The sequence below is a fragment of the Hathewaya proteolytica DSM 3090 genome, assembly GCF_900142225.1.
GTDB lineage: Bacteria > Bacillota > Clostridia > Clostridiales > Clostridiaceae > Hathewaya > Hathewaya proteolytica.
Genome location: NZ_FRAD01000017.1, coordinates 50,897 through 72,073, shown reverse-complemented (window position 1 = coordinate 72,073; position 21,177 = coordinate 50,897). Strand labels below are relative to the sequence as shown.

Here is a 21,177-nt window from a genome sequence, read left to right as displayed (position 1 = left end):
AGGTCGGCTACGCATCGTCGCCTTGGTGAGCCGTTACCTCACCAACTAGCTAATGCGCCGCGGGTCCATCTCAAAGCGAATTGCTCCTTTAATCTATCTGCCATGCGGCAATTAGATATTATGCGGTATTAATCTTCCTTTCGGAAGGCTATCCCCCACTTTGAGGCAGGTTACCCACGTGTTACTCACCCGTCCGCCGCTAATCCATCCCCGAAGGGATTTCATCGCTCGACTTGCATGTGTTAAGCACGCCGCCAGCGTTCGTCCTGAGCCAGGATCAAACTCTCAATTTAAGATGATGCTAGAAACTTGTTTCGTGCAGCATCTTACTCATCAGCTACGCTGAGAAGTTTCCTTGCTGCCCTAACTTGTATCTGCTCTTTTATTGAGATATTATCTCTTGCTCGAAGCATTACTTGCTAAGCATTTTACTTACTTGTTATTCAAAAGAATACGAGTTTGTTTATTTCTTTTATTCTGTTTAATTTTCAAAGACCATTTTTTCTTGCCACCATCAGGCGACTTCTATATAATATCAAAGTTCTTTTTACATGTCAACATCAAATTACAAAAAAACTTATTTTTTTTCCTTGCCTTTTTACCTTTATGATTTTCCTACATATTAATACACAATTATCTTATACAAATTTCTACATAGTTTTAAAATAATCAGTGATGGCTTTACAATATACAATGTGAATTTTAAATTTAAAATAGTAAATTCAATTATAATTGAGTTTTAATATAAATTTCATAGAATTCATTTAATTATACTTAATTTTTTATAATATACATCAAAAAACATTGTTTTGTGAGTAATATTACGACAAAATAATACTAATAATGTTTTGATTTTAACAATACATGCTATAATATTCTCTAGAAAGTTCTAATATAATAGTAATATAATTACCTTTGATCATCACTGTAAATTTACTTATAAAAACACCTAAATTTATATTTTATATGTACGATAAATATAAAGAACGATACTTGTAATATTAGAATTCTTTAAAACCATTGCTTGGAGGTTGGTATGAAAATAGTATTAGTTGATTCATTAAAGGGCAATGAAAAGCTTTCTTATGATGTGACGGATCCCAATGGGGCAATTTTAATAAAAGCTGGCACAGTTATAACTAATCAGCACATAAAAAAATTACAGAAAAATGGAATATACGCGGTTAGAATCTCCGGGTATGAAGATGCTGTCACGAATTACAAAGAAAAATTGAAGGATGAATATATGGAAAATTTGAAATATTCTACCCTTAAGTCTATGCCGGCAGCCTTTCAACAAATCGTTGAATCACCTAAAAGTATAAATATTAATCAGTTTAAGAACGATATATTTAAAATGGTAGACCATATTTTAGAATGTGGTTCAGTTACAACAAACTTATTTGAAATAAAGGATTACGATGATTACACCTATGTCCATTGCGTAGATACTTGTATAATGTCTATCTTTTTAGGAATGTCTGCAGGCCTTGGGAAAAATGAAATAGACGATTTAGCCCTTGCAGCCATACTACACGATATTGGCAAAATTAAAATACCCAATAGCATAATAAATAAAAAGGGGCGTCTTACAGATTCAGAGTTTGAGATTATAAAAACTCACCCTAGCTTAGGAGAGAAAATTGTAGCAGATCTTCCCAACATACCTGACGATGTGTGCATGGCCATAGGTCAGCATCATGAACGATTTGATGGCAGAGGATATCCCCATGGGATCGTTGGAAAAACCATTCATCCCTATGCAAAAATTATTTCCGTATGCGATGTTTTTACTGCCGTAAGCGCAAATCGATCCTATCGCCCTAGGTTTGAGCCCTTTGAAGCTTATGAGCTTATATTATCCGGAGCAGGAAGCCAGTTTGATCCCAAACTTATAAGCAGATTTAAAGACAATTTTGCCATTTACCCTATTGGAAGCATCATTAGATTGTCCAACGGTATGTCCGGCATAGTTGTGAAGCAGAATAAGGGATTTCCCGACAGACCTGTGATAAAAATATTTAATATGGAAAATTCCACTTGGACTGGTTCCTTTGACTTGAACCTTTTAGACAATATAGACGTCACTGTAGTTTCTTCAGAGTAAACAAATTAAGTAAAATTTTATTTTATATTTTACTATACTTAAAGGCCGCAAAACCTGCGTATACAAACTCAGGATTTTACGGCCTATTTATTTAAAACATGTCTTTTTTATTTAGTATATAGGTAGTTATTATACTGACAATTATTACAATGGCAATAACTATGGCAAATCCAAAAGGGCTGTCTCTAAATGGTATTCCGCCTACATTCATTCCGAAAAATCCTGAAAATATGTTTGGAATGGTCAATACTATAGTTATAGTGGCCAAGAACTTCATTACTATATTTAAGTTGTTGGAGATAACAGAAGCAAAAGCGTCCATTGTCCCACTTAAAATATTGCTGTATATATTTGCCATCTCTATGGCTTGTTTGTTTTCAATAATTACATCTTCTAATATATCCTCATCCTCTTCGTACTTTATAAAAGCTTTCATTTTCATTAACTTTTCCAAGGTTATTTCGTTGGACTTAAGAGAAGTTGAAAAGTACACAAGGGATTTTTCCAAAGAAAGCAACTGAATCAATTCCTTATTTTTCATAGATTTGTGAAGTCTATTTTCCACCATAACACTTTTCTTGTCTATTTGTCTTAAATAAATAAGATAATAAGTGGCTATTCTATATAAAATCTGCAACATAAATCTTGACCTTTTAAACGTACAAAAGGATTTCACCCTACCACTTTTAAAATCTTCTAGTATTTTACTTGTTTTTAGACATACAGTTATGATGACACTTTCCGTTCTTACAATTACTAAAGGATACGTCTCGTATACGGATTTATCTCCCTCATAGTTCAAAAATGGTATGTCTAGTATGACAAGAAGATTGGATTCCTCTTGCTCTATTCTAGAAGTTTCCTCAGCATCAAGGGCTGATCTCAGGTAATCAACTGGTACATTGGCCTTCTTAGCTACAAACTCCAGCTCCTCTTCAGTGGGATAAGAAATATTTACCCACGCACCATCTTCTATTTCTTCAATTTGCTTTGGTTCATCCTGTCCTATAAAGTTTTTATATATCTCTAACATTGCTATTTCCACCCTTCAGTTTTGATACATCATACATATATTATAACCCTATTCTTAGATAGGATTCAATCAACACCGTCTACATAATTATTCACACTTTGTTAATATTATTGCCTTGACTTATGTTTCTTATGTTATTATAATAAATACAACAAAAGTTGAATTTAATTAAATATTTCTTTACTTATCAAGAGAGGTGGAGGGACTGGCCCTATGAAACCCAGCAACCAGCATTTTGCATGGTGCTAAATCCTGCGGTATTTTTATACCGAAAGATGAGAATTTCGCGCGATTTTTTAAGGTCTGAGGTTCTCAGGCCTTTATTTTTTTCTCAAACTTTTACAATTAAGCACATTTAAAATTAAACACAGGTTTTGTGTAAATATTATAGCGGCTAGCCATAAGATAAAAAAGCTAAAATAATTTATACAAAACAGAAGGAGTGAATAAATGATTACTATTAAAAACTTATATAAAAGTTTTAATTCCTTTGAAGCTTTAAGTGACATAAACCTAAATATACATGAAGGTGAAATTTTCGGTATAGTAGGTCACAGTGGCGCGGGAAAATCAACCCTATTAAGGTGCATTAACGGTTTAGAAGATTTTGATTCTGGCAATCTTGTTGTTATGAACAATAAAATTAAAAACCTGAATCATAAAGATTTGAGATCTCTTAGAAAAAATATAGGAATGGTTTTTCAATCTGACAACCTGCTTCCTTCAAGAAATGTTTTTGATAATATTGCATTGCCATTGAAATCATGGGGATATGATAATAAACATATTGAAAAAAAGGTTGTAGAATTGGCAACCCTAGTAGAACTAGATGACAAACTTTATAGTATGCCCTCTCAATTGTCTGGTGGACAGAAACAAAGGGTTTCCATAGCAAGAGCACTTTCTTTAGACCCGAAATTACTGCTTTGCGATGAAGCCACATCGGCTCTTGACCCTAAAATAACCCAATCTATTCTTCAATTACTAAATAAAATCAATAAAAACCTAGGCATAACCATAGTCACTGTGACCCACCAAATGGAAGTTATAAAACAGCTTTGCAACAGAGTAGCTCTTATGAATGGTGGCCGTATTACTGCAGTAGGCGAAGTTGATAAGCTATTTCTAAGCAGCAACAAAGAAGTACAAAGCCTTCTTGGAGAATATGAAATTCTTCCAAGTAAAGGGGTAAACTTTAAAATTTACTACTGCAGCGAAAATATTTATGATTCCGTGATAACTGAAGCCGCAAAAGTTTTAAATATAAACTTATCTGTGGTATGGGGGAAGCTCGAGCAATTTAGGGATCATGTGTGTGGCAGTCTTATTGTTAATGTTCATGAAGAAAGCAGAGAGGCACTTTCCCTTTTTCTAAGTAATCGCAATATGAATTTCCAGATAATTGAAAAGGAGGTAAAGCCATGTTAGACGAGTACATCACTTCTCTTTGTGAAACATTATATATGGTTGGAGTGTCTGCAACCTTGTCCATAATTTTTGGATTTGTCATTTCATTAGTGCTTGTAACCACTGGTAGGAAAGATTTAAATGAAAATAAAATAATTTATCAGGTTCTGGATTTTATAATAAATATATTTCGTTCCCTTCCTTTTATTATTTTGATGATCATCCTAATACCACTTACAAGATTATTAGTTGGTAAAAGCATCGGCACTACAGCGGCCATAGTTCCACTTACCATAGCTGCTATTCCATTTGCAGCTAGAATATTTGAAGCTTCTCTAAACAAGATAAATCATGGTCTTGTAGAAACATCCAAGGCCTTTGGACTCACCACAATTCATATCCTATTTAAGGTTATAGTGAGGGAGAGCATTCCATATTTAGTACTAGATGTTACACTTTTAATTATTAACCTCATAGGCTATTCTGCCATGGCTGGAGCCATAGGAGGCCGCGGCCTTGGAGATTTAGCCATACGATATGGTTACCAAGGCTTTAATACCCAAGTCATGATTATAACGGTTATAATGCTGATAATGCTAGTCCAGATTATACAGCTTGTCGGAAATTCTATATATAAAATACTTATAAAAAAAATTTCACGTTAAATTATATTGAAAAAGGAGAAAAAACATGAAAAAATCTATAAAATTGCTAATAAATCTTGCAGTAGCAACTTTACTTACACTTAATATCACAGGTTGCAATAACAAACCTAATGACAAAACCATAGTGGTGGGAGCTAGCCCTATACCGCACAAGGAAATTCTGCAAGCTGCTAAACCATTGCTAGAAAAACAAGGTTATACCCTTGAGATTACAGAATTCCAAGATTACTCTATGCCAAATACAGCATTAAAAGAAAAATCTCTTGATGCTAACTTCTTTCAGCATGTACCTTTTCTTGAAAAACAAAAAGCAGAAAGGAATTATGACTTTGAATATACTGCAAAAATTCACATTGAACCCTTAGGAATATATTCAAGAAAAGTGTCAACACTTGAAGAAATCTCAGATGGTTCAGAAATAACCATACCAAATGATGAAACAAATCGGGGAAGAGCACTTAAGCTATTAGAAAATACTAAACTAATAAAGCTAAAAGAGGGAGTGAAAAATCCTACAATTAAGGATATTGAAGAGAACCGTAAAAATCTTGTTATAACAGAGATAGAGGCTGCACAACTGCCAAGAACTTTAGAAGAGGTGTCAGCAGCAATAATCAACACCAATTACGCATTAATTGCAAAGCTGAACCCTGTGGAAAATGCATTAGCTCTAGAGGAAAAGGATTCCCCTTATGCCAATGTACTTGTGTGCAGAAGAGAAGATATGTCCTCTGAGAAAATAAAAGCTTTAACAAAAGCACTAACCTCTAATGAAGTAAAAAAATTCATAGAAGATAAATATAAAGGCATTATAGTTCCCACATTTTAAGTTTAAGTAAATTTTTAGTAATTTCTTCTTAATTTGTTATAATTACATACGAATATATAATTATTAACTATAAATTAAGGAGGGGAATTTTTATGGAGAAAAGAACCGGACTCAGAACAATATCTGTTTTTATATGCATTCTTTCTCTTATTTTAATTTCTTTAGGTCAAATATTGTCCACAGATTACTCAAAAACTACTCTTAGCAAAACGTTAAAAGACAATTATGAAAATACTCTCAGCATGGAAATTAAAATTATGGAGCAGGCTGCCATTCAACAAGACAATGTGGAAAAAATGCTAGAAGATAAAATCATATCTTTAGCCTATGGCGTTAAACCTTTGCTGACAACAAGTTATTCAAAACTAAATGATATTATCTCTGCATACGCTAAAGATACCCAAGTTTTTGAAATTAATATAGTGAAAAACAAGACCATTGTCTCTTCAAACATGAGAGACAATATTAACTGGGTATTTCCACCTGATCATGCCTTTAATGAGGTGCTCAGTGCTAATAAAAAAAGTTATGCAGAACCATGTCGGAAAAGCACTGTAGGGGACTATGACGTAAAATACGGTGGTGTAAATCTCAACAACCATTATTTCGTTCAAGTTGGAGTAAAAGCTGACGCTGTAACAGAGTTTAAAAAGAACTTCGGAATAGACACTTGTCTTCAAAATATTGCCCAGAGCAATGGAGTGATATCCTCTAGTATCTACACTAAAAAAGACTATAAAATAGTATACTCCAGTGATAAGTCCCTTTTAAATACTTCTGCTATAGCTCCAGACACCATGTATATAGATGAAAGTACAGATAAAAACTCTGGCAAACCACTGGCCATTTTGAGAAAAGAAGTAAATCTAAGTGGTGAGCCCGTAATTGTAGAAACGGCCTTTGATTTATCCACCTACAAAAAGAATAAAACTGCCTTTTCAGCCTTTGCAAATATAATCACAATTTCCGTGGCAGTGCTGCTTCTTTGTGTCATAATTTTTATGGATAGAAAACTTGTAAAACCATTGATATGCGCCAATGAGGACATTTTATCCATATCCAAAGGGCAGTTTAATACCAATAAATCGGATCCTTATGCTAAATATAACAATGAAATAGGTCAAATGTGCCGTGGTATAAGTTCTCTTAAAGAAACGTTGAAAGAATTGATTAAAGAAATAAATAACTCTGTATCTTCTCTGTATAATAGCAGTAACATTTTAAATGACATAACAACTAAATCCACCATATCTATGGAAGATATATCCTCTGCTAGCCAGCAGTTAGCCGCCAGCTCTACTGATGAAGCAAAGGGTGTGGAAAATATGGTTCACAGATTAGATTCACTAGCACATTCTATAGATAATAGCAGTGAATGCATTGAAAGGCTGTCATCCATTGTAGAAAACTCTATGAAAAATATATCTGTAGGAAATGATACCATAAAAACCTTAGAGGATGAGACAAAAAATACCAACATAAATTTAAAAAATGTTTCTTCCATAGTAGATAAAGTTGGCCATTATGCTGAGAATTCAGAATCCATAATCACCCTAATCGACACCATTGCAAAGCAGACCAACTTGCTAGCCTTAAATGCAAGTATAGAAGCCTCCCATGCCGGAGAATCTGGCAAAGGATTTGCTGTGGTAGCTTCCGAAATAAAAAAATTATCGGAACAAACAGCTTCTGCAACTAACAACATTAAAGATAACATTAAAAATATCCAAAAAGTATCCAATGATGCCATAGTGTCTGTGGGAAATATTATAGCTAGTGCTAGAAATCAGGGAAAATACATCAACCACACCACAGAATTGTTCACTGCGTTGATAGATGCTCTTAAATCAATAGCCAGCAACCTTGTTCAGGTAAAGGAACTTTCCTCATCCCTTTCAAATGATAAAGATAGCATCTTAGACAATATATCAACAATATCCGCAGTAATTGAAGAAACCACTGCTAGCTGTGAAGAAATATCGGCCTCCATGGAAAGTGAAGTAAACAACATCCGCTCCATAGGCTCACTCTCCTCTTCAAATAATGATTTAGCTAAAAAATTGGATAAAATAATAAAAAACTTTTTAAAAGAATCAGAAGAAATTTAGTTAGATAAATGAAGTCAATAATATAGAAAGGGTGCAGGAGCTATTATCATAAGCTCCTGCACCCTTTCTAACTATGCTATTTGAATATATTGTTTAATCATACTATTTTATTATAGACTCTATAAGCTTTTTTAAAGCTTCCATATCTTTTAATGAAACCATCTCCATTGGAGTGCCTTTATATCTTACTGGCAATGCAATAACACCTGTACTTATGCCACCTAGTTCTTTGTGAATTGGGCCTCCTGCAGTAACAGATGTTCCCAAAGACCTCTGAATAGACACTTTACTATCCTTAGCTGCCTTCTCTATGCCCTCTTCTAATTCCTTGGATATAATCAAATTCTTATCCCTTAGAACTAGCACTGGACCATTGTCAAGCTTTATGCTCTCTTTTCCACCAAAAGAGTCGCCAGTACATTCTGTACCTAGAACTATACAGTAGTCTGGGTCTATTTCATAAGCTGCAGCCCTTCCACCTCTTCCTTCTAACTGTCCCTGAGATGCAAAGACAAAATAGCAATCCTTTGAAAAATTCTCATTTTCTTTTATTACATCTGCAAGAACATTGACAACAGCAGCACCGCCAAGACCTGTGCCGGCATATTTGTCATTGCAAAGCTGAACTTTTTCAGCGTTAAGCTGAACACATTCGCCTTCTCTCACCATCATGCTTTCAGCTTCTTCCTTTGATTTAAAGCCAAAATCCACATAAACATCCCTCATGGTTGGTTTTTCTGCATTACACCTTACAACACCTGTAACACCTAGTGACGTAGTAACCCTTCTGTTTATTATATCCTGAACATCCATCTTTCCGACACAGTCTACTCTTATGAAACCTTCCTTTTCAATATATGTAATCATAAGACCAGCAGTATCTATGGGACAAGTAATCATAAGCTTTTCCTTACTCTCACCTTTTGCTGGCACCTTCAAAATAAGATTGCCTAACTTATCTTCTTGTACTTCTGCCTTCACAGAATCAAGCTGTTTTTTTATTTCTTCCCTTGCCAGTGACTCGCGGGAGCTCACTCTGAAAATCTCTATTAATCTATCCATTAAGTTTTCCATAACATTCTCTCCTTATCTTTTAATTATTAACTTTTAAAGTGTTTTCAGCCACGCCTTCATAAGAGCTATGGTATTCTTCAAATCATCTTTGCTAGCTACAGATATAGCTGAATGGATATATCTACATGGTACAGATACTGTAGCAACCCTTGCACCTGATTTCGTTCCAACAGCAGCCCCTGCATCATTTCCACCTGCGATAGCCTTTCTTCTTTGATAAGGTATGTTATTTTCCTTGGCTGTCTTTATGATGCTATTAGTAAGCTCATAATCAAAAATACTAGTTGCATCCATCATGGATATAGCTGGGCCCTTTCCAATTTCTGTGGCCTGAAGGTGTTTAGGTACAGAAGGCATATCAGCGCATATAGTTCCTTCCACTGCCACCATTATATCTGGCTCAACTTTAAAGCAAGATGGTAATGCACCCCTATCACCTATTTCCTCCTGAACACTGAAGGAAGCATAAAGATCGCAATCGTATTTTTCCTTCAAAACCTCCATAAGAACCATACAACCCATTCTATCATCGAAGGCCTTGCCCTTTAAAAGACCATCCCCAAAGTCACCGCACTCTGTAGAGAATACAACATATTCACCTCTTGAGATCATCTTCTTAGTCTCTTCCTTTGATTCTAAACCAATATCTATACAATAGTCTCTATAAGTCAAGCTCTCTTCTCTTTCCTTTTTGCTCTGAAGGTGAATTGGCTTTAAACCTATAACACCAACTATTTTTTCAGGACCAATATAAACAACCTTGCATGGAGGTATTTTTGCATTTACACCACCAAGCGGTGAAAACCTAAGCGTACCATCCTCATTATATCCCTCTATGATAAAACCAACCTCATCCATATGAGCGTCTATCATAACCTTAGGACCTGTGCCCTTTTTGTGCACAAGCACATTTCCCATGGTATTTATCTCTATTTCATCCACATAGGGAGCTATTTCCTTTTTTATAATATTTCTAACCTGGCCTTCATAGCCCACAGGACCATGAGCATTACATAATTCCTCTAAAAGCATAGCATTTCCTCCAGATTTTCCGACGTAACCTTTTCAATGAACTTGGCCATAATTCTTCCCGTGTTAACGACATCCTTCATATTTACCATTTCTACAGAAGTGTGCATGTACTTTTGTGGAATAGATATAAGCAAAGTAGGAATGGCATTTCTTACGATTTGTATGTCCCAAGCGTCTGTACCTGTATTTCCACCTTCTACCTCTACTTGATATGGTATATTATACTCTTCTGCTAATTCCATAAGCCTTTTTCTAAATTTAGGGTGGATATTAGGACCTATACATATACACGGACCCTTTCCAAGATACGTTTCTTTATCTGGTATTCCCATTTTCCCACTATCAAAAGTAACATCAATAGCTATGGCTAAAGTTGGATTTAAATCATAGGAAGCCATCTTTGCACCCCTATGCCCAACCTCTTCCTGACATGAGCATACAAAGTATACATCAAACTCATGATTTACATTCATAAGCTCTTTTGCACAATTCCACATAGAAACTATACTGGCTCTATCATCTAAAGCCTTACAAACCACATTGTCATTTAAAAGCTCATAGAAATCTCTTTTTAATGTTACATATGTTCCAATTTTAATATTTTTTTCTGCCTCTTCTTTGGATAATCCAGTATCAATAAGCAAATCATCCACTTTAACTGCGGCATTCTTCTCTTCATCATTCATAAGGTGTGGAGGTTTAATTCCTATGATTCCTATAATCTGACTTGTGCCATGAATGACAACTTCCTGTGATACCAGTGTTTTAGCATCTATACCTAGAGTTGTAAACTTTAAAAAACCATTGTCCATAATCCCCGTAACCTGCATGAACACCTCATCAGCATGTGCCATAAGCATAATGCTATTTTTGCCATTTCCCCTTCCTTTTTTTATGGCATACACATTATTTTGACTGCCACATCTTATCTCATGACAGTATGGCTTGAAGGCATTTTCAATAATAGGGTAAAGCATATCCTCCCTACCACTAGGACCATGTGATGTACATAAATCCTTTAGCAATTGTTTCTCATCCATCTAATCACCCACTTTTGTTGAAATTATATTTACAATGATATTATATCATTAATTTTATATATATATTAAAATTATTATTAATCTTTTAGACTTTGTTAATATAAGCACTGAAGGCAAAGCCATGATATATGACTTTGCCTTGAAAATTTAAAATAAGGATTGGCTGTTAATTAAGCCTTGGATGAAACTTAGAATGAGCATCCACGTCCGCAATTATAATTATTATCGTCTCCCAAATCAAGTTCATCCATATACACCGATACAACTACCTCTAAAAGCATCTTTTCCTCTATAACAAAATACTTGTTGCAAAAATTTGCTGATCCCACTTGAAAGTCCCCATCACTTGAAAGATCCCCATCCATTGCACCTTGTGCACCACACATACCACATGGTGGAAAATCAAAGATTTTGCTTATATCAACCTGTGAAACTCTGTATGCCTCCACATCACAATCAAAACCTTTATTTAGTATGACAAAGTCCTCTGAAAAAGATTCACATGGACAAACTCCAACAGAACCCCTTCCACAGCGCTGAAGTGTATTTTCATTGTAAAAAGCCTTTCTATTTCTACTTCCCCTTAGTCTTACATTCTCCAAGAAATCAGCTTTCATAGACATAGAAACCGGGATATCTACAATAATGGTTTTGTTTTCTACCCTTCTAACCTTTGGATTGCCATTGCATGTTATTTTACTATGAAATTGACCCTGACCATCTATAACGCTATCACCAACTGAAGGCATGGCTGGCATCACAGATGTAACATAGTTAATGGTCTCAGTAAGACAACCAGTTAAAAAAATTGTATCTCCACATACCTTACAGGTATTCAATTTCAATTTACTAGCAATATGCTCTGCTTCAACAAACCCTTCAGGTATCCTTATTTTATTTAAAAGCATCTTACCCATAGTAATACTGCCAAGATATCTGGTAACTCGTATTGCACCTTCTCCTGCCTTTGATGCACCTTCATAGTCGCCATAATCCTTAGAGCAGGCCTCATATCTAGGAGTCCAAACACGTTCTCCTATTTCATCTGTATTAGTACATTCAAATATCTCTTCATTCATTTGTAAAACCATCCTTTTTAATAAGATTTGTATGATAATATTATTTTTGAGAAAAACATCCTCTATATATTAATATTACAAATTTCATTTTTTGTTACAAAATACTTATGTTTTCTACAAATTATATGAATTTTTTTGTAAGTGTTCAAATGTTGTTATGGCTTTAATTAACAGTTTTTTTTGCGTAAACATGTGATATTATATTTACATAGAATAAATTCGGGAGGTAAATATGATTTCTGTAGAACTTATAAATGGTAATTATATGAAGGAACTTTATAAACATTGGGGGGAGTTTTCTTGTGAATGTTATAATACCCCTATAGAATACGCTGAAAGGGTTGGACATGCTTGTGCAAATCAGAGCCATTTTAGTGGTAGCAGAACGGAATATTTCAAGTTTAGAATAAGAGGGATCTCAAGAGCTTGTAGTTTGCAGCTAAACAGGCACAAAATTGGCGTAGAGCTAAACCAACAATCTCAAAGGTACTGTGACATGAACGGAGTGAACTTTGTAATTCCTCCAACAATAGCTGAAAACCAAGAAGCATTAAAAAAATACACAGAACTTATGGAGCAAAGTATAAAAACCTATGGGGAAATACAGCAAATATTGAAATCTCAAGGTAAAAATAAAGAAGGTGCAAACCAAGATGCAAGATACTGCCTACTTGAAAGCTGTGAAACTCAAGGCACATGGGGTTTTACCCTAGAAGCTCTCATACACTTTATGCATAAGAGACTTTGCATTAGAAGCCAATGGGAAATAAGGCAATTAGCAAATCTAATGAAGAAAGAAGTAATAAGTGTTCTTCCGGAATTAGAAAATACTCTTGTTCCCCATTGTGAATATCTTATGTGGTGTCCAGAAGGTTCCCATTGTTGTGGAAAATTCCCAACTAGACAACAGGTGATTGATAACAACTTCATTGTAACAAAATAGTTTTTGTTTATTCAAATTATTCATTTTTTTGTTTAATTATATTAAATAAATGACAGAACCCTTTATTTTATGTGCATTTTCAGCTAAAAAATGTTCTAGTATTCTTTAATATAATATGGATATATTCTATAATTTAATATGTTATTATAATTTGAGGGAGGAGTCCTATATGCGTTTTGTGCCTGACTCTTGTATCAGAGAAAACATGGTTTTAGCTGTAAATTTGTATGACAAGGACGAAAGTCTCTTGTTAAAAAAGGGTTCTGTACTAAAACAAAATCAAATACAAGCCATCCATCAACTTGGTCTATCAGGAATTTACATAGAGGACCAGATTAGTTCCGACATAAAGATTAATACCATGATAAGCGAAGAGTTGAAAATCAAGGCTCTTAGTGGCATAAAGAATATATTTATCAATGACTACAATGGTTCTGATTTAACTCAATCAATGGATGAAATTAAATTCATAGTTGAAACTATTATAAACCAGATATTAAGTACAGATAATCTTCTTTACAATATGGTGGATTTAAAGCTTTTTGATGAATATACATATTATCATTCTTTAAACGTTGCTGTCATATCAACTATTATGGGAATATCATTAGGCTATAATAGGACCACACTGTACAACCTGGGGTTAGCTGCTATTCTTCACGATATTGGAAACATTTTCATTCCCAAACACATCCTTATCAAACAGTCATCCCTTACTCAAGAAGAGCACCGCAAGATTAGAGCTCATTCGTTCTTAGGCTATGCCTTCATTAAAGACAACTATCCTAATATAGCAACTTCGTCTTACATGGGTATACTTCACCACCACGAACACTGCAATGGTTCCGGCTATCCATTTGGATTGAAAAAAAATAAAATACACACTTTCGGTAAAATAATATCCATTGCCGACGTATTTGATTCGCTAACTTCTGACAGACCTTACAGAAGTGCTATACTTCCTTCTGATGCTATGGAATATATTATGGGTGGAGCTGATTCGCTTTTTGATATGGAACTTGTGAAAATTTTTACTAGGCGAGTTGCGCCTTATCCTTTGGGAACATGTGTTCGGCTCAGCAATCAACGCATTGGCATAGTAGTAAAAAACTTTCCTGATTGCTGTACACGCCCGAGAGTTCGGCTTATCAACAAAAAAACTAACAAGATTACTAACGAATACATTAACCTTAAAGATGATATGCACACAACCAACATAACAATTATAGAAGTTGTAAACATTTAATATATCCAAATTATATTCACAAAGTATTTTTAGAACAAAAATAATGCCTGTGCTAAGTTGTAAGCTTATTCACAGGCAATTTTTGTTCTCCAAGAATTCTGTTTATACACATTAAATTTATACTTATCCACAGTTTTTTCAATATTTGTCCACAGATTTTGTGGACAACTGCATTATTTCGTATTTATAATCTGAATTTATAGTATTTAAAACATTTTTTATCTATTAAATATAAGTTTTCCACAATTCTACAGAACTTATCCACAGTTTTTGTGGATAAGCCTGTGAAAAAAACACTTTTTCTGTGTATATTATGTTGATTAAAGCATTTTCATATGACTTACAGTAATGTAGTATATTTAGACACTATATCCATGTGGTCAATTAAAGACTCAACATAGACATTCATATCCTCAGTTATGAAATCATTTTCTTTATCTATCCATGATTGCGGCAACACTTTTGTCATGTTTGCTACATCCTGAATTTCTATAGGCTCAATGGTATATGTATATGGAGTGTTGCTGTTTCTTATTATACCTGGCAATATACCACTCATATTCTGACAGGCGAATTCTACAGCCTTAGCTCCCAATTCAAAGGCCTCTTCTAAATCAACCCTTGAACTTACATGTCCAGCGCATCTTTGAAGTATGTTAAACTCTAAAGCCTTTACTCTCTTTGTCACACCTGACGACAAAATCATAGCCTTCAGCTTCTGTCCTACTCCCCCTAACTGAGCATGTCCAAATTTATCATGAGAAGCATTGTTGTTTGAGTTTGCAACAAAATCTCCATTAGCATATCTTATGCCCTCAGAAACTACGATATACAATCTATCCTTTTTCTCCAGTCCTTCTCTTACTGTATTGAGGAATTTTACATCTTCAAAAGCATTCTCAGGTACATATATGTGGTCCACAATCTGTTTCCCATTTACTTTGGCCGCCACGGCAGATGCAGCTAACCACCCAGCTTCTCTTCCCATGGTTTCAATTATAAGTACACTTTTCTGATCATATACGCTATTGTCTAAATAAGATTCTACAATACAAGTATTTATGTATTTCGCCGCACTAGCAAAACCAGGCGTATGGTCCATTATTTCTAAATCATTATCTATAGTCTTTGGTATACCCACAGCCCTAAAGTCAAGCCCTTTTTCTTTTGCATAATAACTTAAATTCTTCACTGTATCCATGGAATCATTTCCACCTATGTAGAAAAAGGTATCAATGTGGTGCTTCTCAAATATACTAAAAAGTTTTTCATATTGTTCACTATCTTCCTCTATGCTTTTAAGCTTGTACCTACAAGATCCTAGTACTGCAGCTGGAGTACATTTAATCTCCTGGCGTTGCTCCTCAGTAAGATCTGTTACATCCTTTATATTTTCATTTAATATTCCCTGAATACCATTTATGCCTGCCAAAACCCTATTGTACTTCCCACATTTTACTGCCTCTGTCAAAGCACCAATAAAGCTTGAATTAATAACGGCTGTAGGCCCTCCGGATTGTGCAATGATGCAATTCATAATTTACCTCCCATTTTTCCTAACATTATATATGATAATTATTTTTAATAATATACATCATTTCTTTAATAAACAATATTTATTATAACATATATAATCCAAAAATATATAGTAATCTATCTGTAAATAGTTATCTATGTAGCTATTATACGTTATATAAGGTAAATAAGGGTATCACAACTATGTTTACCATGTGATACCCTCATCTATTATTACTTATTTAAAGTATAGCTCTTTAGTATATAATGGCATACAACTACTCCATCCATACTTACCTCATATTTTACACATCCAAGTCCCTCTGAATAATACGAAGTTATAATCATTTTACTATCGTTCTCACTGTGGTTGTCCACTACTTTTACATAAGGACCCTTAAGCTGAAGATCGTCTAGTTTTAAATTTTCACCTACATCCTCTATTTGGCGATTTCCCATTTTGCTACCTTTTTCCAAAGGTTCCCACAAAACATCTGTTTTATCCCCAACATCATTTTTATCTAGATAATTAAGAGTTTCCAAACTTTCAGATTCTCCCTGTGAAAGCTCAGTATACTCCATTACACAACTTAATTTTCCATTATTCTTTTCATATACATTTACAAAGGCACCCCGTCCATCTGTTCCCACAGCCTGATATTTTTCTCCGTTACCTCTTATAAATTGAATATTAGGCGCAAGATCAGTACCATCATAAACAACCTTATAACTTTCCTTTGGAATAAAGGTACTTAAGGTAAGCTTTTCATCAGCCTTAACATTTGGAGTCTCCACTTTTCCATTGATACCAGGTTTAGCTTCCTGACATCCAGCAAGAAAAATCATTACACTACAACAAATTAATAGCTTTTTAAATATGCCTTTCATTTTTTCACCTCATAAATTATTTTCTTTATTATTTATATTATAGTTTATATTATGTTTATATTATATCATGAAAGTTTCTATTATTTAGAAACATAACTATTTTGTAAAACATTTTTGACTTCTTTATTGATTTATGTAAAAATAAAAAGTCCTAAACTTTAGAGGGAGTAAAAACTCCCGCTGAAGCCAAGACTTATTTTTAGTAAATCATTTCATTTTTTATTAAATCTGCATAGGTCTGTCTTTTACAAATTAATTTTGCCGTACCATTGGAAACCATTACCACCGCCGGTTTTGGTATCTTATTATAATTACTAGCCATGGAATACCCATATGCTCCTGTGTTCATAATGGCGATTATATCTCCAGATTTAATTTTTGGCAATGTAATATCCTTTATTAAGATATCCCCCGATTCGCAACACTTTCCTGCTATGGTAATACATTCTTCATCTTCTGAATTTACATTGTTTGCAACTATACTTTCATACTCTGCATCGTATAAGGCTGGTCGTATATTTTCTCCCATTCCACCATCTACAGCTACGTATTTTCTCACCTGTGGTATGTCTTTTATAGCTCCTATGGTATACAAGGTTATACCTGAATTACCAACTATAGACCTACCTGGTTCAATTGTTAAGATTGGAATATTTATATTATACTCTTTTTTCATATTTTCTGCTTTTTCTCGTATGATTTTTGTAAACTCCTCTATTTTCTTCGGCTTATCTCCATCTTTGTAATAAATACCAAAGCCACCACCTAAGTCTATCTCTTTTATCTCAATATTTAGCATTTCTTTTATTTCAGAAGCAATGTTGAACATGACCTTTACTGCCTCTTCATAAGGTTTAGTTTCAAAGATTTGTGATCCAATATGACAATGTATTCCTTGAAAATCTATGTGAGGATATTTTGCCACTTTCTTAACAGCTTTAATTATTCCATGATTCAATTTTGTAAATCCAAATTTAGAATCTATTTGTCCTGTTTTTATATACTCGTGAGTGTGTGCCTCTATACCAGGTGTGACTCTCAATATCACTCTCTGAATTTTTTCGTGTGCCTTTGCATACTTTTCTATTAGTTCCATCTCATAATAATTGTCTACCACAAAAGTGCCTACACCTAATTTAACTCCCATATTGACTTCATCACTGGTTTTATTATTTCCATGAAAATATATACGTTCCATAGGGAAACCGCTCTTTTGAGCAGTATACAGCTCCCCACCAGATACCACGTCTAAATACATACCACATTCCTTGATAATTTTACACATATATAATGTGAGAAATGCTTTTCCGGCATATGCCACTCTATTATCCGTATTTCCAACAAAACTTTTAGTATATCTGTTGCAATTATTGCGTATAAGATTTTCGTCCATTACGTTCAATGGGGTACCATAATCCTCCACAAGATTTTCGGCCTTAAAGCCACCTACATAAAGTTGATTATCTCTTATATCCATATTACCTATAATCTTCATGTTATCACCCCTATAAATTGAATTCTTGTGCAATGATGCTAACTGCTTTTTCTTCATCACTTCTATTTATGGCACAAGTTATTCTTATTTCAGAAGTGGTAATCATTTTTACCTCTATATGATTTTCATCAAACAATCTAAATACCTTTGCAGCCACTCCAGTGGCGTTTCTCATGCCTAATCCCACCACAGAAAATTTAGTTATATTTTCTTCTACGTTTATTTGGTTCTCTTGCACATATTTTGTCAATAAGTCCATACACTGACTCTTTTTTATCATTGGAATAGTAAATGATACACTTACCATTTTATTTACAGGAGCAGTCTGACTAATCATATCTATGCTAATATTATTCTCTGCAATAATGTTAAATAGCTTTGAAATAATATTTATATTTCCCTCTATATCTTTAATATGAATTACTATATCATCGTTATTAGTTGCCATACCTGTTACAGTTTTTAGTTCCATATCTTCATTGTTCATAATGTAAGTTCCCCCTTGATTTTCAGTACTTAGTCCCACGTATATAGGAATATTATATTTGCTTGCTAGTTCTACAGACCTTGCGTGCATTACCTTTGCACCAAGACATGATAGTTCCATCATTTCCTCATAACTAATATAATCCAGCTTTCGTGCCAAATCATATTTTCTAGGATCGGTACTGTATATACCATCTACATCAGTATATATTTCACATTTGGCATGAAGCTTACATGCCAATGCCACCGCAGTAGTATCAGAACCGCCTCTACCAAGAGTAGTCATATCACCTACACTATTCATACCCTGGAACCCAGCTATAATAACAATTTTACCCTGCTTCAGTTCCTCCATAATTTTTTTACTATTTATATCCTTTATAGAACCTTCCCCATGGGTATCCGTTGTTTCTATAGATATTTGGTACCCTGTATAACTTACAGCATCATAGCCCAATTCCTTTATAGCCATAGCTAAAAGAGAAATGGACACAATCTCACCTGTACTTAATAATTGATCAAGTTCCCGTTTGTCGGGTTTTGAACTTACCTCTTCCGATAGCTGTATTAAATGGTTTGTGGTCTTTCCCATAGCTGATAAAACTATGACCATAACATTTCCTTGTGATGCCTTCCCTACAACCTTCTTTGCAATATTTTTAATTTTTTCAGTGGTTGCCACTGAACTTCCACCATACTTTTGAACAATAATATTCATATGCATTCTCCCGTTTCTGCCTAACTCGTCAGAACTTGAGACACCTGTAAGAAACAAAAAGGATGCCATAAGGCTCAACCTTATCGCATCCTATATACGTTTTACACGCAATTAATACAACTTAAGATGACCCTGTAGTTCTCCACTTAAATAAGTGACAGCCATGCATATATTTTATGCATGGCCAGACCAAAAATCTGCAACATTTTTGACCTTCGGCCATGACTCCTTTCTATACCCATCTACATCTTGCAAGATTCCAGATATATACTCTTAATCACAGCGCCTCTACCCTAGGCATATTTTTATATTATTTTTTATATTCAATATTAATTATATATTATATGTATATAAATTTCAACTAATTTTTCATCATATACATACTTTTATCTGCCTCTTCTATCAATTGATCCAGTGTTTTATCGTCATTTTTATAAAATAACGAATAACCTATGCTCATATTCAATTCATAAGGACGTAATTTTTATATATGGTGCCCCCCACGTTCTAAAGGATTTACGTGTACCATACAATGCTTTACATCTGGGAAATGTTCCTCTATGTCGTCGTGAACCTGTTCCGCTATATTATGAGCCTCCTCTAAGGACATATCCCCTTTTAAGGCAATTTCTACATCTACATAAATCCGTGAGCCAAAAAGACGGCTCCTTATGTCATCAATATTTCCCACATTTTCATTATTCATTATGACTGCCTTCATTTCCTCTATGGTTTCCTGTGGGCACGCTTTGTCTACCAATTTGTCTATGGAATCCATAAATACATCGTAAGCCACCTTTATTATGAATATACAGATGACAACACTAGCTATAGGGTCTAGAATGGGGAAGCCAAGTCTAGCTCCAAATATACCTATAAATGAGCCTATAGACGATAATGCGTCTGAACGATGATGCCAAGCATCTGCCATCAAAGCACCTGAATTAATTTTTTTTGCTGCAGCCCTTGTAAACCAATACATCCATTCCTTTACTACAATAGACACCACTGCTGCAGCCAATGCCAAGAAACCTGGGATCTCTAAGGAACCATAATCCCCCCCGACAATCTTAATGATAGCTTTATAGCCTATTATAGCTCCAATACCAGCTAATGTAACAGCTAGTAGTATAGACGCTACACATTCCAACCTTTCATGCCCATACTGATGTTCCTTATCGGATTTTCTATTGGACATAGTCACACCAACCATAACGATAAAAGTGCTAAATACATCAGAAGCTGAGTGAACGGCATCAGAAACCATTGCCCCAGACTTTGCAACAATACCAGCTATAAGCTTTAATAATGACAAGATCACATTGACTATAACGCTTATAGTAGATACCCTCATAGCTATTTTTTTGTCCTCTTTAAAATCTCTAGTGTTCTTTGAATTTAAATTGTTTTGTTCCATAAAAAGTTACCCTCCCAAATTAGTAAGATAGCTCTATGGCACATGCAAAATCAATCAGTGATTCAGTTCCAATTGGGGTAAAGAAAAAACACCTA

General features: G+C 34.4%; 17 protein-coding genes, 1 rRNA gene and 2 riboswitches. Of the genes, 7 read left to right on the top strand and 11 right to left on the bottom strand.

What is annotated here, in order from left to right; translation table 11 throughout:
- Positions 1-293, bottom strand: a 16S ribosomal RNA gene (locus BUA73_RS10150); the annotation flags it as partial.
- Positions 294-1,036: 743 nt separating this feature from the next.
- Between BUA73_RS10150 and BUA73_RS10145 the strand changes: the two genes are divergently transcribed.
- Complete coding sequence (locus tag BUA73_RS10145; protein WP_072904014.1) at positions 1,037-2,107, top strand: HD-GYP domain-containing protein; 1,071 nt, start codon at positions 1,037-1,039, stop codon at positions 2,105-2,107.
- 91 nt (positions 2,108-2,198) lie between these two features.
- Here the strand turns inward: BUA73_RS10145 and BUA73_RS10140 are convergent, their stop codons facing one another.
- Positions 2,199-3,140, bottom strand: a complete 942-nt coding sequence (locus tag BUA73_RS10140; RefSeq protein WP_072904013.1) for a magnesium transporter CorA family protein — start codon at positions 3,138-3,140, stop codon at positions 2,199-2,201.
- 181 nt (positions 3,141-3,321) lie between these two features.
- A riboswitch (SAM riboswitch) is annotated at positions 3,322-3,422 on the top strand.
- Positions 3,423-3,590: 168 nt separating this feature from the next.
- Here BUA73_RS10140 and BUA73_RS10135 point away from each other — a divergent pair.
- The 4 genes from BUA73_RS10135 to BUA73_RS10120 all read left to right on the top strand — a co-directional run bounded on the left by BUA73_RS10135 (position 3,591) and on the right by BUA73_RS10120 (position 8,149).
- Positions 3,591-4,568 carry a methionine ABC transporter ATP-binding protein gene (locus BUA73_RS10135; protein WP_072904012.1) on the top strand — a complete coding sequence of 326 codons (978 nt, stop codon included), beginning with the start codon at positions 3,591-3,593 and terminating at the stop codon, positions 4,566-4,568.
- Positions 4,562-5,212: a methionine ABC transporter permease gene (locus BUA73_RS10130; RefSeq protein ID WP_072904011.1), complete on the top strand. Its 651-nt coding sequence runs from the start codon at positions 4,562-4,564 to the stop codon at positions 5,210-5,212. The genes BUA73_RS10135 and BUA73_RS10130 overlap by 7 nt, the downstream gene beginning before the upstream one ends.
- Before the next feature lie 25 nt (positions 5,213-5,237).
- On the top strand, positions 5,238-6,041 hold the full coding sequence (locus BUA73_RS10125) for a MetQ/NlpA family ABC transporter substrate-binding protein (protein WP_072904010.1): 804 nt from the start codon (positions 5,238-5,240) through the stop codon (positions 6,039-6,041).
- 92 nt (positions 6,042-6,133) lie between these two features.
- Complete coding sequence (locus tag BUA73_RS10120; RefSeq protein ID WP_072904009.1) at positions 6,134-8,149, top strand: methyl-accepting chemotaxis protein; 2,016 nt, start codon at positions 6,134-6,136, stop codon at positions 8,147-8,149.
- A gap of 102 nt (positions 8,150-8,251) precedes the next feature.
- Here the strand turns inward: BUA73_RS10120 and BUA73_RS10115 are convergent, their stop codons facing one another.
- The 4 genes from BUA73_RS10115 to BUA73_RS10100 form a co-directional block, all read right to left on the bottom strand.
- Complete coding sequence (locus BUA73_RS10115) at positions 8,252-9,223, bottom strand: zinc-binding metallopeptidase family protein (RefSeq protein WP_072904008.1); 972 nt, start codon at positions 9,221-9,223, stop codon at positions 8,252-8,254.
- 33 nt (positions 9,224-9,256) lie between these two features.
- Entirely contained in the window at positions 9,257-10,255 is a 999-nt protein-coding gene (locus BUA73_RS10110; protein ID WP_072904007.1) for a M42 family metallopeptidase, read from the bottom strand.
- Positions 10,246-11,295 carry a M42 family metallopeptidase gene (locus BUA73_RS10105; protein WP_072904006.1) on the bottom strand — a complete coding sequence of 350 codons (1,050 nt, stop codon included), beginning with the start codon at positions 11,293-11,295 and terminating at the stop codon, positions 10,246-10,248. Before BUA73_RS10105 ends, BUA73_RS10110 begins: the two co-directional genes overlap by 10 nt.
- A 188-nt stretch (positions 11,296-11,483) precedes the next feature.
- Entirely contained in the window at positions 11,484-12,374 is an 891-nt protein-coding gene (locus BUA73_RS10100) for a hypothetical protein (protein WP_072904005.1), read from the bottom strand.
- A gap of 232 nt (positions 12,375-12,606) precedes the next feature.
- Between BUA73_RS10100 and thyX the strand changes: the two genes are divergently transcribed.
- Together thyX and BUA73_RS10090 are read left to right on the top strand one after the other, a co-directional pair.
- Entirely contained in the window at positions 12,607-13,317 is a 711-nt protein-coding gene (gene thyX / locus BUA73_RS10095; RefSeq protein ID WP_072904004.1) for an FAD-dependent thymidylate synthase, read from the top strand.
- Positions 13,318-13,486: 169 nt separating this feature from the next.
- Positions 13,487-14,563, top strand: coding sequence for an HD-GYP domain-containing protein (locus BUA73_RS10090; RefSeq protein ID WP_072904003.1), 1,077 nt, complete (start codon positions 13,487-13,489; stop codon positions 14,561-14,563).
- A gap of 340 nt (positions 14,564-14,903) precedes the next feature.
- On the opposite strand, the gene BUA73_RS10085 is transcribed toward BUA73_RS10090, so the two are convergent.
- The 5 genes from BUA73_RS10085 to BUA73_RS10065 form a co-directional block, all read right to left on the bottom strand.
- Complete coding sequence (locus BUA73_RS10085) at positions 14,904-16,100, bottom strand: 6-phosphofructokinase (protein ID WP_242942369.1); 1,197 nt, start codon at positions 16,098-16,100, stop codon at positions 14,904-14,906.
- Positions 16,101-16,312: 212 nt separating this feature from the next.
- A complete protein-coding gene (locus BUA73_RS10080; RefSeq protein ID WP_072904001.1) occupies positions 16,313-16,966 on the bottom strand; it encodes a hypothetical protein in 654 nt (217 codons plus the stop codon).
- A 199-nt stretch (positions 16,967-17,165) separates the two neighbouring features.
- Positions 17,166-18,461 carry a diaminopimelate decarboxylase gene (lysA, locus tag BUA73_RS10075; RefSeq protein WP_072904000.1) on the bottom strand — a complete coding sequence of 432 codons (1,296 nt, stop codon included), beginning with the start codon at positions 18,459-18,461 and terminating at the stop codon, positions 17,166-17,168.
- Between the two features lie 10 nt (positions 18,462-18,471).
- The gene (locus BUA73_RS10070; protein ID WP_072904018.1) at positions 18,472-19,665 is read right to left on the bottom strand and encodes an aspartate kinase; all 1,194 of its coding nucleotides are present in this window, start codon (positions 19,663-19,665) and stop codon (positions 18,472-18,474) included.
- Positions 19,666-19,792: 127 nt separating this feature from the next.
- Positions 19,793-19,964, bottom strand: a riboswitch (Lysine riboswitch).
- 185 nt (positions 19,965-20,149) lie between these two features.
- A complete protein-coding gene (locus BUA73_RS10065) occupies positions 20,150-21,082 on the bottom strand; it encodes a cation diffusion facilitator family transporter (protein WP_072903999.1) in 933 nt (310 codons plus the stop codon).
- Positions 21,083-21,177 lie beyond the last annotated feature (95 nt).